The organism is Dermacoccus sp. MPR-E5 (assembly GCF_058809565.1).
The window spans coordinates 79440-93442 of the sequence record NZ_JBXASS010000012.1 but is presented as its reverse complement, the minus strand read 5'-3'; the positions used below and the strand labels follow the sequence as shown (position 1 = coordinate 93442).

The following is a 14003-nucleotide window of genomic DNA, read 5'->3' as shown; positions in this document are numbered from 1 at the left end:
CGTCGGGTGTACCTCAGCCGTGAAGGCCGACGAGATTCGCGAATGAGGTCGAGAATCGCAGGTGGGGTGGGGCCCTGACGCAACCGCGAATCCTGTCCACATTCGCGATTCTTGGTCATATCAGGTCGGCGATGACGACCTGGGCGACGTCGCGGCATCGAGGACGGCTTGCTTCGGCATGAGCCACCACGCCAGCCAGCCCAGTGCGCCAAGAGGCACCTCGAGCAGGTGTGTGAACAAGGCGAAGACGAGGACGCCCGCAGCTGCGGCGGGTTTGTCAGCGCCCCATGCGACGAGGACGGCGAGGGTGCCGGCCTCCGTCACGCCGAGGCCGCCTGGCGTCACGCCGACGGTCGTCAGCAGGCGCCCGACGGCGTATGCCGCGAACAACTTGCTCAGGGGCATGTCGACGCCGACCGCCTCCATCGTCCGCCAGAACAGCACGAAATAGACGGCGAGGTACCCGACGACGCCCACCGTCATCGGCGCCCACCCGTGCGCCGTCACGCCCGCCAGACGGCGTCGTTGATCGACGAGCGTGGCCTCGATCTCGAAACCGGGCCGGCGACGTCGCACACGTCCACCGACGCGGCGATCGAGCCACGCGCCGAACCGCTGCGTCAGACCGGGGGAGAGCAGCACGCCGACGAACGCGGCGATGATGACGAGCCCGACGATTCCGCCGGTCAGCGCGCCGCGACGCACTCCCTTCGGCAGTGCGTCCGTCGAGCTGAGCAGCGCGACGCCGAGCAGCGGCATCGCGAGGCGCGCCACGAGGTTCCACACGCCGGTGACGATGACCGACGTCGAGATCGCTGCGGCCTGAAACCCCCAGGAGCGCAGCATCAGGTAGGTCGCGGCGACGCCGGCCGCGCCACCGCCGGGCAGGAGGTTGCCGGCCGCGGACCCTGCGACGTTGACGATGAGCGCCTTGACGTGTCCCAGCCCGGGTATGGAGCCGGTCAGCGCGAAGGTGTAGAGCCACAGCCCGAACGCGACGAGCGCGAACAGTTCGAGGCTGCTCGCCCACCCGAGCAGTTGCAGATGCCGCCCGATCTCGGGCCATGTCGTCTCGCCGAACCACGGCACGCCCCAGTACAGGATCGCCGCGGCCAGGCCGATGCCGACGACGGCCTGCGCGCTCTGCCACGCGTTGGGACGCGGCATCGCGGGCGACAGAGGTGAATCCTCGGAACGGGATCCATGGCCGGACGAGGCGTCAGGCGAGGTGCTCCCGGGCTGACGGGACGACGAGGGCGAACTCACTCGGCGCGGTCCTCGTGCTCGGTCAGCCCCGCGAAGATGTCGTGGCTGACGGGGCCGACGTGGGCGGGGTCGCGGAACCATTCGCGTCCGAAGACGATGTCGTACAGCGGCCGCGGGATGCGCAGGAACGCGGCGAGGGTGCGGTCGGCGTCACCGTCAGCACTCGCCTGTGACGCGTGCGCCGCCATCGACGCTCGCTTCGCGCCCGCCTGACGCAGGACGTTGACGCGATGAGTGATGTCCTTGCGGGCCGAGTAGGCGCGTTCGAAGCCGGCCATGTCGAAGTCGTTGGGGAAACGGTAGAAACGCGCCACGAGGTGCAGCGCGCGCACGAGCAGGTCGCGGGGCACCGTCGCCTCGAGTACGCGCGGCGTGCCCGCCAACTCAGCCGCGCGCGCGCCGACCTCATGGACGCGCACGTGGTCGCGGTGTCCGTAGCCGCCGGCCGCGTCGTAGGTGAGCAGGACGTCGGCGTCCTCCTCGCGCAGGATGACGGCGAGCGCCTCGGCTGCTTCCTCGACGGGCACCGTGACGAAGCGCCGCTTGCCCGGCGGGTCTGGAAACACCTGCGGGCCCATGCCCGAATCGGCGTAGCCGAGCGTCTCGAGCCGGGCGACGCCGAGCCCGCGGGCACTAGCCGATACTTCGTCCCAACGTCGCGCCGCGAGCTCGTCAGCCGTGCCGTATTCCGACCCGGCGAGGCCGAGCGCGCCGTCCGTCGCCACGACGAGGACGACGCGATGCCCCTGCGCCGCGGCCTTCGCCATCGTGCCGGAGGTGAGCAGCGCCTCGTCGTCGGGGTGGGCATGGAATGCGACGAGGGTGCGTCGCGGCTGGCCGTCTGGGGTGGTGATCATCGTCTTCATCCTCTCGCATGAAAGACTCGTGCCGTGAAGATCGCCCTCGTGTCCGACTGCTATCTGCCGCGTCTGGGCGGCATCGAGGTGCAGGTGCACGACCTCGCGCAGCGCCTGGTGGCGCAGGGGCACGAGGTCGTTGCGTACACCGTCACCCCGGCTCACCGTGAGCAGCACAGCGGCCTCGAGATCGTCGACGGCATCCCGGTGCATCGGTTTTCGCTCGGGTTGCCGCACGATGTCGCGCTCAATCCGATGGCCGTCTCGCAGCTTCGCCTGGCGTTGTCGAAAGGCGGTTTCGACGTCGTCCACGCGCACATCGGCGTCATCAGCGTGTTCTCCTTCGACGCCGTCCGCCTCGCCCTCGATCTGGGCCTGCCGACGGCGGTGACGTGGCACTCCGTCATGGCGTGGGCCGGTCCGCTGCTCAAGCCGCTCGGTTTCGTACGCCGCTGGGCCAAGGGCGGCGCTGCGTTGTCGGCGGTCTCGCAGGTCGCGGCGCGCCCGATCCGCGACATGGCCGGCCGCGGCCACGAGGTCGTCGTGCTGCCGAACGGCATCGACGCCGACGCGTGGACGCCCGGCGAGCCGCGCACGGGCGACGAGGTGCGTGTCATCTCGGCGATGCGGCTGGCCACGCGCAAGCGTCCGCTCGAGTTCTTCTCGGTGATGAAGGCGGTGCACCGCGAGGCACCGAACGTCCGGCTCGAGATCGCGGGGGAGGGCGACCTGCGCCCGAAGCTCGTGCGCGCCGTCGACCTCGCCGACGCCCACGAGTGGGTCTCCTTGCCAGGACGCATGACGCGCGCGCAACTGCACGACCGCTACCGCGCCTCAGACCTGTACGTCGCGCCGGCGCGGCTCGAGTCGTTCGGCATCGCGGCGCTCGAGGCGCGCTCGTCAGGGCTGCCCGTCGTCGCGCCGTCGACGAGCGGCGTCTCGGAGTTTGTCACCTCGGGCGTCAACGGGCTGCTCGCGGGCGATGACGACGACCTCGCGCAGGCCATCATCCGCCTCGCTCTCGACACCGACCTGCGCCGGACGATGGCCGAGTACAACCGCACGCATCGCCCGGCGCAGACGTGGGATCAGGTCGTCCGTCTCGCCGAGGCCGAGTACGCACGGGCCGCGGCACTGCGAGCGGCGCGATGAAGGGCGACGGCGTCCCCGACATCCCGATCTTCGTGCGGGGTCTGGAGGACGGTCGCGAGGTGCTGCGTGCCCGGTTGGCGCAGGGCATCGCGCCGCGGCGTCAGGTGCGCGACGCGGGGTTCAAACCGGTCGCCCTACGCACGGCGACACTCGTGCATGACGGCGTCGAGCTGACGTTCGAGGTCGCGCGCATGCATGCGGCTCATCATCGCCTCGCGGGTGTCGCGCGCGCCGCCGGCCCGGTCGACCTGGTGCGCCAACGCCTGGCTGCGTACGCGGTCGTGACGAGCGAGAGGGGCGTGCTGCTGACGCAGCTGTCGCGCGAGACGGGGCGTCCGGGGCTGTGGATCCTGCCCGGGGGCGGGGTCGAGGCCGGCGAGGCGCCCGAGGCGGCCGCCGCGCGCGAGGTCTGGGAGGAGGCCGGGCAGCGCATCAGCGACGCGCGGTTGTGGGACGTCTCGTCCTCGCACCGCGTCGGCGATGGCAGGGAGGGGATGGTCGAGGACTTCCACGCCGTCCGCCTCATCTACTCGGCCCGCTGCGACGAGCCCAGCGAACCCACCGTCCACGACGTCGGGGGCTCGACGCAGCACGCGGCGTGGTTCGCGGCGGCCGACGTGGTCGACCCCACCTCCGACGGCTACCCGAGCGGCGGCATGGCTCCCTGGGCGCTCGAATCGGTGCGGCAGGTGCTCGGCTCCTCAGGTTGACGCCGAGCCACCCACGAGCCATCCACGAGCCCAGCCGGCGACCGGATGCGTCGACGGGGCGTGGCCACCGACGGCGAAGCGGGTGCGTCGACGCCTCATGCGTCGTCGCACCCGCTCGTCATGCGGGGTGGCCGGTCAGTGCCAAAAGATCGCGACGACCACGTTGATGACGGCGAGCGCAGCGGCGGCCTGGACGAGCGGCGCGGCGCTGTCGCCCTTCTTCTCCTTCGACGAGGAGACTTCGAGCAGACCTGCGACGATGAGGGCGATGACGAGCTTCACCGCGACCCACGTGTGGTCGAGCGACCAATGCTGCGACTCGGCGACGCCGACCATCGCGAGCCCGCTGAGCAGCTGCAGGCGCGCGCCCCACACCATCGCGGGGATGGCGCGCGGCGCCTTGAGGACAGCGAGGAAGCCACCGACGATGGCGGCCATGCCGAGCAGGTGGACGAGCAGGAGGATTTCGTTGAGCGTGGACATGCCACAAGGGTAGGCGTTCGTCGCTCCAGCCATGCTCGGGTGAGCGTCCGTCAGCTCACCGCGCGCGGATCGGCGGGGTTGATCTCTTCACCGGCGGCGCGCTTGCGTTCGGCGTACTCGGCGACGTTGGCGCTGATGCGCTTGCGGGCGACCGTCGTCAACACGATGCCGAGGACGACGGCGGCGCCGAGCCCGATGTAGGAGAAGTTCTTCATCCACTTCTCGGCGATCTTGCCGAGGAAGTGGACGCCGTAGGCGGTGCCGCCGGCCCAGCAGATGGCGCCGAGCACGTTGGCGGCCAGGAAGCGCGCATACTTCATGTGCAGCGAGCCGGCGAGCGGGCCGGCGAAGATGCGCAGCAGCGCGACGAAGCGTCCGAAGAACACCGCCCAGATGCCGTGGGTGTGGAAGGCGTGCTTGGCGTACCCGATCGTCTCGTCGTTGACGTGATGGGGGAAGCGTGTGCCGAGCCACGCGAACAGGCGCTCACCGAAGTGTCGACCGACGTAGTAGCCGATCGAGTCGCCGATGACGGCGCCGAGGATGGCGGCCAGTGCGACGAGGTGGATGCTGACGTGCGGGTGCGGCCCTGAGGCGAACAGCGACGCGGTGACGAGCATGATCTCGCCGGGCAGGGGGATGCCGACGCTCTCGAGCAGGATGATGAGACCGGTCAGAACGTAGACGGCCGGGGCCGGAATCGCATCGAGAATCGCCTGAACATCCACGCCCCAAGGGTAGGCGACGATGCCGCCCGCCCCTGCCGCCTCGAGCCCGATGCCCGCAGCCGTCCTCGGCCGCGCGGCCGCCGCGCTCGTCGACTGAGCGGTTGTCGCTTCTCACTCCTAGACTGGCCTCATCATGAGTGGCCTCTTCGACGACCTTCCGCTGACCGCTGCCGACGCCTCCCGTCCCTCCTCCAGGAGCGGTACCGGCGCGTCGCTGTCGCGTACCCCGAGCACGGAGCCTCCTGGGGCCGCCGCGGTCGATCCGGGGGCGGTCGACGCGTCCGGCATCCCGTTGTGGGCCCTGCAGGAACCGCCTCCCGACGAGGCCCCCACCGACGCCGGCACATGGGGCGACGACGCGCCGATGCTGGGTCGCGGATCGCACTGGGGTCGCCCCGATTCGGGGCGCGGCACGCGACGTTTCGAGGCCGATCCTGCGAGCCTGCTCGAGGGGATGAACCCGCAGCAGGCGCAGGCCGTCGAGCACTTCGGGACGCCGTTGCTCATCGTCGCGGGCGCCGGTTCGGGCAAGACGCGCGTGCTGACGCACCGCATCGCCTACCTGATGGCGGCGCGTGGCGCGCAGCCCGGCCAGATCCTCGCGATCACCTTCACGAACAAGGCGGCCGCCGAGATGCGTGAGCGCGTGGAGCAGCTCGTCGGGGGTGCGGCGAACGCGATGTGGGTGAGCACGTTCCACTCCGCGTGCGTGCGCATCCTGCGCCGTGAAGCCAAGCATGTGGGGTTGCGCTCGACGTTCTCGATCTACGACGCGGCCGACAGTCAGCGCCTCATGGCGATGGTGACGCGCGATCTCGACCTCGATCCGAAGCGCTACCCGCCGAGGTCGTTCAGTTTCCAGGTGAGCAACCTGAAGAACGAGCTGATCGACGCCGAGGAGGCCGCGAAGCGCGCCGAGACGGATCAGGAGCGCAAGGTCGCCGAGGCCTACCGTCTCTACCAGCAGCGCCTGCGGCAGGCGAACGCGCTCGACTTCGACGACATCATCATGACGACGGTCACCATCCTGCAGGCGTTCCCGCAGGTGGCCGAGCACTACCGGCGCCGCTTCCGGCACATCCTCGTCGACGAGTACCAGGACACGAACCACGCGCAGTACGTCCTCGTGCGCGAGCTCGCCGGCGGTGAGCACGCCTCGAGCGGCATGGCGAGCCAGGACGCCGAGGGCGATTCGCGCGCCACGAGCGCGGTCCCCATGGCCGACCTGTGCGTCGTCGGTGACGCCGATCAGTCGATCTACGCCTTCCGTGGGGCGACGATCCGCAACATCGTCGAGTTCGAGGAGGACTACCCGAACGCGACGACGATCCTGCTCGAGCAGAACTACCGTTCGACGCAGAACATCCTCGGCGCGGCGAACTCCGTCATCGAGCGCAACCCGGAGCGTCGCAAGAAGAACCTGTGGTCCGATCAGGGCGACGGCGAGAAGATCGTCGGGTACGTCGCCGATTCCGAGCATGACGAGGCCGCGTTCGTCGCGCGCACGATCGACAAGCTCGGCGACGATCACGGCGTCAAGCCCAAGGACGTCGCGGTGTTCTACCGGACGAACGCGCAATCGCGCGCGCTCGAAGAGGTGTTCGTCCGTGTCGGCCTGCCGTACAAGGTCGTCGGTGGCACGCGGTTCTACGAGCGCAAGGAGATCAAGGACGCGCTCGCATACCTGCGCGTCATCTCGAACCCGGCCGACACCGTCAACCTGCGCCGCATCCTCAACACGCCGAAGCGCGGCATCGGTGACCGCGCCGAGGCATGCCTCGGCGCGCTCGCGGAGCGGGAGCGCATCTCGTTCATCGAGGCGCTCGCGCGGGCCGACGAGGCGCCGGGCATCGCGACGCGGTCGGTGAGCGCCGTCAAGGGCTTCACCGAGATCCTCGAGAGCCTGCGGCAGACGCGCGAGTCCGGTAGCGGCGTCGGCCCCCTCATCGAGGCGATCCTCGAGCGCACGGGGTATCTGAAGGAGCTGCGCACGAGCAAGGATCCTCAGGACGAGACGCGCATCGAGAACCTCGCCGAGCTCGTCGCCGTCGCCAACGAGTTCGACGACAACTACCCGGGCGCGACGCTCGAGGACTTCCTCGAGCAGGTCTCCCTCGTCGCCGACGCGGACGAGATACCGAAGGACGCCGAGGATCAGGGCGTCGTCACCCTCATGACGTTGCACACCGCGAAGGGCCTCGAGTTTCCGGTCGTATTCCTCACCGGCATGGAGGACGGCACGTTCCCACACATGCGCGCTCTCGGCGACACGAAGGAGCTCGAGGAGGAGCGGCGCCTCGCCTACGTCGGCATCACCCGGGCGCGCGAGCGCCTGCACCTGTCACGCGCTGCCGTGCGCAGCGCGTGGGGTGCGCCGCAGTACAACCCGCCGTCGCGCTTCCTCGGCGAGATCCCGGAGGAGTTCGTCCACTGGGAGCGCGAGGCCACGGCGTTCGCGTCGTCCCAGCCGCGCGGGTACGCCGCGTTCGGCAGCGGGGGCGGTTCGCCCTACGGCTCGGGTGGCAGCAGGCACGACGATGACGGCCCCGTCATCGGGCGCGGCTCCGCGCCGGTGGCGCGGATGTCGTCGAGCGGTCGCAGCTCCGGGGCCGGTTCGTTCTCGACCACGAAGAACTCCGCCGTCGGCCGCGGCATGCGCGAGATCCCGAACCTCGACGCCGGCGACAAGGTGACGCACGACAGCTTCGGCCTCGGCACCGTCGTGCGCGTCGAGGGTCAGGGCGACCGAGCGATGGCTCACATCGACTTCGGCGACGGCCCACCCAAGCGCCTGCTCCTGCGCTACGCGCCCGTCACGAAGCTGTGACACGCATGAGTTGAGGATCATCAACTGAGCGGAGGGTGTGGCGGGCGTTACAGTGCGAGTAACCGCCCGAGAGGATTGAGTCATGGTCCAGCACGCGCCTGCCACGAACGCCACCCCTACGAATGCCGCCACGAACGGCTCCGATCGACTCCGCGTCGTCGTCGCGAAGCCGGGCCTCGACGGCCACGACCGTGGTGCGAAGGTCATCGCGCGGGCGTTGCGCGACGCCGGCATGGAGGTCATCTACACGGGCCTGCACCAGACGCCGGAGCAGATCGTCACGGCTGCGGTGCAGGAGGACGCCGACGCGATCGGCCTGTCGATCCTGTCCGGTTCGCACATGACGCAGTTCGAGCGCCTGATGACGTTGCTGCGCGAGCAGGGCATCGACGACGTCGTCGTCTTCGGTGGCGGAATCATCCCCGAGGGCGACATCAAGCCGCTGCTCGACATGGGTGTCGCGCGCATCTTCACGCCCGGTGCGCCGACGCACGAGGTCGTCGCGTGGGTGCGCGAGAACGTCGGGGACGCGGCGTCCGCACACGCCTGAGAGCACCGGCGCGAACCCCTGGTTACCCCCGCACGGCAAAGCGCGTTAAAGTCACAAGAGGAACACTCCTTTCAACGATGAGGATGGATTCGCGTGGATCTCTTCGAGTACCAGGCGCGCGACATGTTCGAGGCGCACGGCGTTCCGGTGCTGGCCGGCCAGACGGCCACCACCCCGGAAGAAGCCAAGGCAGCCGCCGAGCAGATCGGTGCGAAGTCGGGCGGTGTCACCGTCGTCAAGGCCCAGGTCAAGACCGGTGGTCGCGGCAAGGCCGGCGGCGTCAAGGTAGCCAAGTCGGCTGACGAGGCCGAGCAGTACGCCAAGGACATCCTGGGCATGGACATCAAGGGCCACACCGTGGGCACCGTGATGATCGCCCAGGGCGCCAAGATCGCCGAGGAGTACTACTTCTCGATCCTGCTCGACCGAGCGAACCGCAGCTACCTCGCGATGTGCTCGAAGGAGGGCGGCGTCGAGATCGAGCAGCTCGCCGTCGAGCGTCCCGAGGCACTCGCGCGCATCGAGGTCGACCCGAACGTCGGCATCGACGGCGCGAAGGCTGACGAGATCGTCAAGGCCGCCGGGTTCGACGACGAGACGGCCGCGAAGGTCGCTCCCGTGCTCGTCAAGCTGTGGGAGACCTACCGCGACGAGGACGCGACGCTGGTCGAGGTGAACCCGCTCGTCAAGACCGAGGATGGCGACATCATTGCGCTCGACGGCAAGGTGACGCTCGACGAGAACGCTGGCTTCCGTCACCCCGACCACGAGGCTCTCGAGGACAAGGCCGCGGCCGACCCGCTGGAGGCCAAGGCCAAGGCGCTCGACCTCAACTACGTGAAGCTCGACGGCAACGTCGGCATCATCGGCAACGGTGCCGGCCTCGTCATGAGCACGCTCGACGTCGTCGCCTACGCCGGTGAGGACTTCACCGGCGGCAAGGCCAAGCCCGCCAACTTCCTCGACATCGGTGGCGGCGCCTCGGCGGAGGTCATGGCCAACGGTCTCGACGTCATCCTGAACGACGAGCAGGTCAAGAGCGTCTTCGTCAACGTCTTCGGTGGCATCACGGCGTGCGACGCCGTCGCCAACGGCATCGTCGGCGCCCTGAAGAAGCTCGGCGACGCGGCGACGAAGCCGCTCGTCGTGCGCCTCGACGGCAACAACGTCGAAGAGGGCCGTGCGATCCTCTCCGACTTCAACCACCCGCTCGTGACGGTCGTGGACACCATGGACGGCGCAGCCCGCAAGGCTGCCGAGCTGGCCGCGGCCAACTGAAAGGGATCTGACTTCCATGTCGATTTTTCTCAACGCTGACTCCAAGGTCATCGTTCAGGGCATGACCGGCTCCGAGGGCATGAAGCACACGGCGCGCATGCTCGCCTCGGGCACGAACGTCGTCGGTGGCGTCAACCCGAAGAAGGCCGGCCAGACGGTTGACTTCGACGTCAACGGCGAGACCAAGCAGGTTCCGGTCTTCGGCTCCGTCAAGGACGCCATGGCCGAGACGGGCGCCAACGTCTCCGTGATCTTCGTGCCGCCGCCCTTCGCAAAGAGCGCCGCGGTCGAGGCCATCGAGGCCGAGATGCCGCTGGCGGTCGTCATCACCGAGGGCATCCCGGTGAGGGACTCGGCCGAGTTCTACAACCTGAGCAAGGGTTCGAAGACGCGCCTGCTCGGCCCGAACTGTCCGGGCATCATCAGCCCCGGTGAGTCGAACGCCGGCATCATCCCGGCGAACATCGCCGGCAAGGGCCGCATCGGCCTCGTCTCGAAGTCGGGCACGCTGACGTACCAGATGATGTACGAACTGCGTGACTTCGGTTTCTCGACGGCCATCGGCATCGGCGGCGACCCGGTCATCGGCACGACGCACATCGACGCGCTCGAGGCGTTCCAGAACGACCCCGACACCGACGCGATCGTCATGATCGGTGAGATCGGCGGCGACGCCGAGGAGCGCGCTGCGGCGTACATCAAGGAGAACGTGACGAAGCCGGTTGTCGGTTACGTCGCGGGCTTCACCGCTCCCGAGGGCAAGACGATGGGCCACGCCGGCGCCATCGTGTCCGGCTCCGCGGGCACGGCTGCCGCGAAGAAGGAGGCCCTCGAGGCCGCCGGCGTCAAGGTCGGCAAGACGCCGTCCGAGACGGCCGCTCTCATGACGGAGATCATGAACAACCTCAGCAAGTGAGGCGGATTCACCGAACGTCGCTTCGGTGATCTCGACGAACGCCCCCGCATCGGCTCGCGCTGGTGCGGGGGCGTTCGTCGTGTCGCCGAGGTTGCCGGTGACATGGCCGCGAGAAGTCGGCGCACGGATGGAACCAATGATGATGCAGCGGCGTCCCAGTGACGGTTAAGTTATGAATGATGACGCGGGCGAGAGTCCGTCGACCTGGGAGGGATCGTCATGGACTTGAAGCGAGGGTTCGGTCTCGTCGGAGCTGTGGGCGTGACGTTGTCGGTGGGTGCGTGCACGAGCGTCGACGGTTCGTCGCCGGCGTCGAGCGCGTCTGCGCCGCCGAGTGCCGCCGTGTCTTCGAACGCGGCCGCGCAGACTCCGAGCGCGGCGACGTCTGCTGCCGCGCCCGTGTCGTCGTCGGCGCCCGCCACGTCCGCTGGTGCCGCGTCGAGCGAGGCGGCCGCGTCGTCCGCGCCGGCATCCGATCCGCTCGGCTCCGGCCAGCAGGGGCTCGTCACCACGAAGGTCGGTGCGGAGGCGAAGACCTCGAAGTTGTCGGTGAAGGTGACCAAGGTCGTCGACCCGGTGCCGGTCGGCGATTCGGCGGTCTTCAAGCCGGGGGCCGGCAAGAAGTGGGCGGCCGTGTCGATGACGGTGACGAACGTCGGCGGCGCACCGATCAACTTCAGCCCGTCGATGTGCATCGACGCCAAGACGACGACGAACGGGTCGGCGTCGGCGTCACTGTTCGCCGATCACGGTTCGCCGATGGATTCGTCCACCCTGCACAAGGGTGACACCGCGAGCGGGGACGTGACGTTCGAGCTGCCGAAGAACCAGAAACTCAAGTCCGTCGACGTGCGATGCTCCCTCGACTTCGCCGGGGATCAGCGCACCATCCGCGTCGATCTCGCCCACTGACCACTTCACTCTCAGCCCGGGCCCGCCGCGGCTCGGACGCACCGAAAGGAACACCCAGATGAAGACCACCGCACGCACGATGGGCCTGGCCCTGCTGGCCGGCACGATGACGCTCGGCATGAGCGCCTGCACCCAGGTCGAGGGCGGCGCGTCCCAGGCCACGTCGGCCGCGAACAGCGCGGCGCCGTCCGTGGCCTCGGCTGCGTCGTCGGCTGCGGGCGAGGCCACCTCGGCGGCCCCGAGTGCCACGTCACCGGCCTCCACGCCGGATCAGAGCTCGAGCGCGGCTGCACCCACGACGAGCGAGTCCCCGTCCTCCGACACCGGTACGGGCGACTCGGGAGACGCGTCGGGCCCCAAGACCGGCAAGGTCGGTGAGGAGGTCAAGACGAAGGAGATGTCGGCCAAGGTCAACAAGATCGCCGACCCGGTCGCCCCCGAGAACGACTTCGACAAGCCGGGCAACGGCAACCACTTCGTCGCCGTCAACATCACGATGACGAACCTCGGCGACAAGAACCTCAACGCCGGCACGACGTGCCTCAAGGTGAAGCTCGACGACAACACGTCCGCTCGCGAGGACTTCGCCTCGTACGGGCAGCGTCTCGACTACGGCACCCTCTACAAGGGCGACACGACGACGGGTGACGTCGTCTACAAGGTGCCGAACGGCAAGAAGATCAAGACGATCGACGTCAAGTGCGGTTACGGCGACGCGCAGGCCATCCGCATCCAGGCCAAGTGACGTTAGCGTTCCGTCAGGTCTGAGCGCTCTCGGCGCCACACGGCTTCGACCCGCGCGCCCGAGGCCCGCGCCTCTCGCTGATCCCGCCACCTGCTCCAGGTGGCGGGATCACTCGTTCCTGCGGCGAGCCTCGAGCATCGGCCCCGCGCGGCCTGAGAGGATGGCCGGGCCATGAGTGATCGTCGCCCCCGCAGTTCCTCGTCCGCCTCGTCTCCGGCGAACAAACGCCCTCGACCGCAGCGCCCGCAGCGTGCGGGCGGCAGTTCACCCGCGCGCGCGGGTGCCCGTGACGGCGTGGGTGGCGGCTCCCGCCCGCCGCGACAGAGCGCAGCGTCTCGTGACTCGGCGTCACGAGGTTCGACAGGACCGTCTCAGCGAGATGCGGCGCGCACCGGGGCGAATGGTCGCTCGACGAACGAATCGCGACCGGCCGGGCGCCCGCACGTCCCGCTCGCCTTCGGGTACGGCATCGTCGCGGCGCTCGCGTCACTCGTCGTCCTCATGGTCCCGGTCTTCGCCGCATGGACGCTCGATGCACAGTCGACGTCGTCGTGGAACGACACACTCGGCGTCGCCATCGACCTGTGGGCGCTCGCACATCGCGGGCACGTCGTCGTCGACGGCATCACGGTCGTCTTCAGCCCGCTGCTGCTGACGCTCGGTTGCGTGCTCGCCGCTTGCTTCGGCGCGCGCGCGGCGTTCCCCGACGAGCGGCTGCGCGCCGCGGACCTGCGCGCCATCATGCTCGCGTACGTCGGGGGATACGTGGTCGCGGCGCAGGTGCTCGGCATCGTCGCGGGGCTCGGCCACAGCCACATCCACTGGTGGTCGCTCATCGTGGGCCCGGCGCTCGTGGCCGCGCTCGGCGTGGCGTGGACGGCCTGGCACGAACGCAAGCACTCGCCCGAACTCGCGGCGCTCGACGAGGTCGTCGTCGAGGCCACCCCGCTGCTGTTGCGCCGTTCGCTGTCTGCGGGCCTGCGCGGCGCCGGCCTGTTCGCCGCGCTGTCGCTGCTGCTGCTCGTCGTGCTCATCGCCTGGCACGCGCCGCGTGTGTGGGCGGTTCACCAAGCGCTCGCGCCCGGCGTCGTTGGCGGCTGCCTGCTCGTGCTGGCGCAGGTGATGGCCCTGCCCAATCTTCTCGCCCACATGGCGGGGTGGACGACGGGCGCGCCGTTCGAGGCGGGTGCCGTCAGCATCGGCCACTCCGGGATGACGCCCGGCACCCTGCCGATGGTCCCCGTCCTCGGGGCGCTGCCCGACCACGTCGGTCCGTGGGCCTGGGCGGCGCTCGCCGTGCCCATCTGCGTCGGCGTCTTCATCGGCTGGGCCTCGGGCCGGGCACTCACCCGGTTCGCGAGTCTGCGTGCGAAGCTGACGGTCGCGGCGAGCGCCGCCGCCGTCACGACGGTGACGATGTGGCTGCTGTGGTGGTTCTCGACGGCGTCGGTGTCGCGGGGGCTGCTCGAGTACGCCGGCCCCTCGTGGCAGGCGTGGCTCGTCGCGCCGCTACTGCTCGTGCTGCCGGCGCTCGCGACGGCGGCGGCGCGTCACTGGCGTTCGAGCCACCAGAAGTGAC

13 protein-coding genes are annotated in these 14003 nt (G+C 69.5%); 9 read left to right on the top strand and 4 right to left on the bottom strand.

Annotated elements, in window-relative coordinates; all coding sequences use genetic code 11:
• Window positions 1-120: 120 nt before the first annotated feature.
• On the bottom strand, window positions 121-1167 hold the full coding sequence (locus AC1RS9_RS10735; protein WP_492921427.1) for a lysylphosphatidylglycerol synthase transmembrane domain-containing protein: 1047 nt from the start codon (window positions 1165-1167) through the stop codon (window positions 121-123).
• A 95-nt stretch (window positions 1168-1262) separates the two neighbouring features.
• Window positions 1263-2132: a PIG-L deacetylase family protein gene (locus AC1RS9_RS10730; protein WP_492921425.1), complete on the bottom strand. Its 870-nt coding sequence runs from the start codon at window positions 2130-2132 to the stop codon at window positions 1263-1265.
• A 24-nt stretch (window positions 2133-2156) separates the two neighbouring features.
• On the opposite strand from AC1RS9_RS10730, the gene AC1RS9_RS10725 reads away from it, so the two are divergent.
• Together AC1RS9_RS10725 and AC1RS9_RS10720 are read left to right on the top strand one after the other, a co-directional pair.
• The gene (locus AC1RS9_RS10725; RefSeq protein WP_038569097.1) at window positions 2157-3275 is read left to right on the top strand and encodes a glycosyltransferase family 4 protein; all 1119 of its coding nucleotides are present in this window, start codon (window positions 2157-2159) and stop codon (window positions 3273-3275) included.
• Window positions 3272-3985, top strand: coding sequence for an NUDIX hydrolase (locus AC1RS9_RS10720; protein WP_006945591.1), 714 nt, complete (start codon window positions 3272-3274; stop codon window positions 3983-3985). The genes AC1RS9_RS10725 and AC1RS9_RS10720 overlap by 4 nt, the downstream gene beginning before the upstream one ends.
• A 135-nt stretch (window positions 3986-4120) precedes the next feature.
• Here AC1RS9_RS10720 and AC1RS9_RS10715 read toward each other — a convergent pair whose 3' ends face one another.
• Both AC1RS9_RS10715 and AC1RS9_RS10710 read right to left on the bottom strand, forming a co-directional pair.
• Window positions 4121-4468 carry a hypothetical protein gene (locus AC1RS9_RS10715; protein ID WP_074040310.1) on the bottom strand — a complete coding sequence of 116 codons (348 nt, stop codon included), beginning with the start codon at window positions 4466-4468 and terminating at the stop codon, window positions 4121-4123.
• A 50-nt stretch (window positions 4469-4518) separates the two neighbouring features.
• A complete protein-coding gene (locus tag AC1RS9_RS10710) occupies window positions 4519-5196 on the bottom strand; it encodes a DedA family protein (protein WP_006945586.1) in 678 nt (225 codons plus the stop codon).
• A 133-nt stretch (window positions 5197-5329) separates the two neighbouring features.
• On the opposite strand from AC1RS9_RS10710, the gene pcrA reads away from it, so the two are divergent.
• The 7 genes from pcrA (at window position 5330) to AC1RS9_RS10675 (ending at window position 14002) form a co-directional block, all read left to right on the top strand.
• Window positions 5330-8023, top strand: a complete 2694-nt coding sequence (gene pcrA / locus AC1RS9_RS10705; protein WP_492921422.1) for a DNA helicase PcrA — start codon at window positions 5330-5332, stop codon at window positions 8021-8023.
• Between the two features lie 82 nt (window positions 8024-8105).
• The gene (locus AC1RS9_RS10700; protein ID WP_006945578.1) at window positions 8106-8573 is read left to right on the top strand and encodes a cobalamin B12-binding domain-containing protein; all 468 of its coding nucleotides are present in this window, start codon (window positions 8106-8108) and stop codon (window positions 8571-8573) included.
• 93 nt (window positions 8574-8666) lie between these two features.
• Window positions 8667-9851 (top strand): ADP-forming succinate--CoA ligase subunit beta, encoded by a 1185-nt coding sequence (gene sucC / locus AC1RS9_RS10695; protein WP_006945596.1) that lies wholly within the window; start codon window positions 8667-8669, stop codon window positions 9849-9851.
• Between the two features lie 16 nt (window positions 9852-9867).
• Window positions 9868-10767 carry a succinate--CoA ligase subunit alpha gene (gene sucD / locus AC1RS9_RS10690; RefSeq protein ID WP_062257917.1) on the top strand — a complete coding sequence of 300 codons (900 nt, stop codon included), beginning with the start codon at window positions 9868-9870 and terminating at the stop codon, window positions 10765-10767.
• Between the two features lie 219 nt (window positions 10768-10986).
• The gene (locus AC1RS9_RS10685; protein WP_492921419.1) at window positions 10987-11679 is read left to right on the top strand and encodes a DUF4352 domain-containing protein; all 693 of its coding nucleotides are present in this window, start codon (window positions 10987-10989) and stop codon (window positions 11677-11679) included.
• Between the two features lie 58 nt (window positions 11680-11737).
• Window positions 11738-12424 carry a DUF4352 domain-containing protein gene (locus AC1RS9_RS10680; protein ID WP_492921417.1) on the top strand — a complete coding sequence of 229 codons (687 nt, stop codon included), beginning with the start codon at window positions 11738-11740 and terminating at the stop codon, window positions 12422-12424.
• A gap of 501 nt (window positions 12425-12925) precedes the next feature.
• The gene (locus tag AC1RS9_RS10675; protein WP_492921415.1) at window positions 12926-14002 is read left to right on the top strand and encodes a cell division protein PerM; all 1077 of its coding nucleotides are present in this window, start codon (window positions 12926-12928) and stop codon (window positions 14000-14002) included.
• Window position 14003: the final 1 nt, after the last annotated feature.

Excerpts from the sequence above, each read along its gene's own strand:
- AC1RS9_RS10735 (WP_492921427.1), bottom strand. The coding sequence starts at position 1,167 with ATGCCGCGTCCCAACGCGTGGCAGAGCGCGCAGGCCGTCGTCGGCATC.
- pcrA (WP_492921422.1), top strand. The coding sequence starts at position 5,330 with ATGAGTGGCCTCTTCGACGACCTTCCGCTGACCGCTGCCGACGCCTCC.
- AC1RS9_RS10730 (WP_492921425.1), bottom strand. The coding sequence starts at position 2,132 with ATGAAGACGATGATCACCACCCCAGACGGCCAGCCGCGACGCACCCTC.
- AC1RS9_RS10715 (WP_074040310.1), bottom strand. The coding sequence starts at position 4,468 with ATGTCCACGCTCAACGAAATCCTCCTGCTCGTCCACCTGCTCGGCATG.
- AC1RS9_RS10685 (WP_492921419.1), top strand. The coding sequence starts at position 10,987 with ATGGACTTGAAGCGAGGGTTCGGTCTCGTCGGAGCTGTGGGCGTGACG.
- AC1RS9_RS10675 (WP_492921415.1), top strand. The coding sequence starts at position 12,926 with ATGGTCCCGGTCTTCGCCGCATGGACGCTCGATGCACAGTCGACGTCG.
- AC1RS9_RS10720 (WP_006945591.1), top strand. The coding sequence starts at position 3,272 with ATGAAGGGCGACGGCGTCCCCGACATCCCGATCTTCGTGCGGGGTCTG.
- sucD (WP_062257917.1), top strand. The coding sequence starts at position 9,868 with ATGTCGATTTTTCTCAACGCTGACTCCAAGGTCATCGTTCAGGGCATG.
- AC1RS9_RS10700 (WP_006945578.1), top strand. The coding sequence starts at position 8,106 with ATGGTCCAGCACGCGCCTGCCACGAACGCCACCCCTACGAATGCCGCC.
- AC1RS9_RS10680 (WP_492921417.1), top strand. The coding sequence starts at position 11,738 with ATGAAGACCACCGCACGCACGATGGGCCTGGCCCTGCTGGCCGGCACG.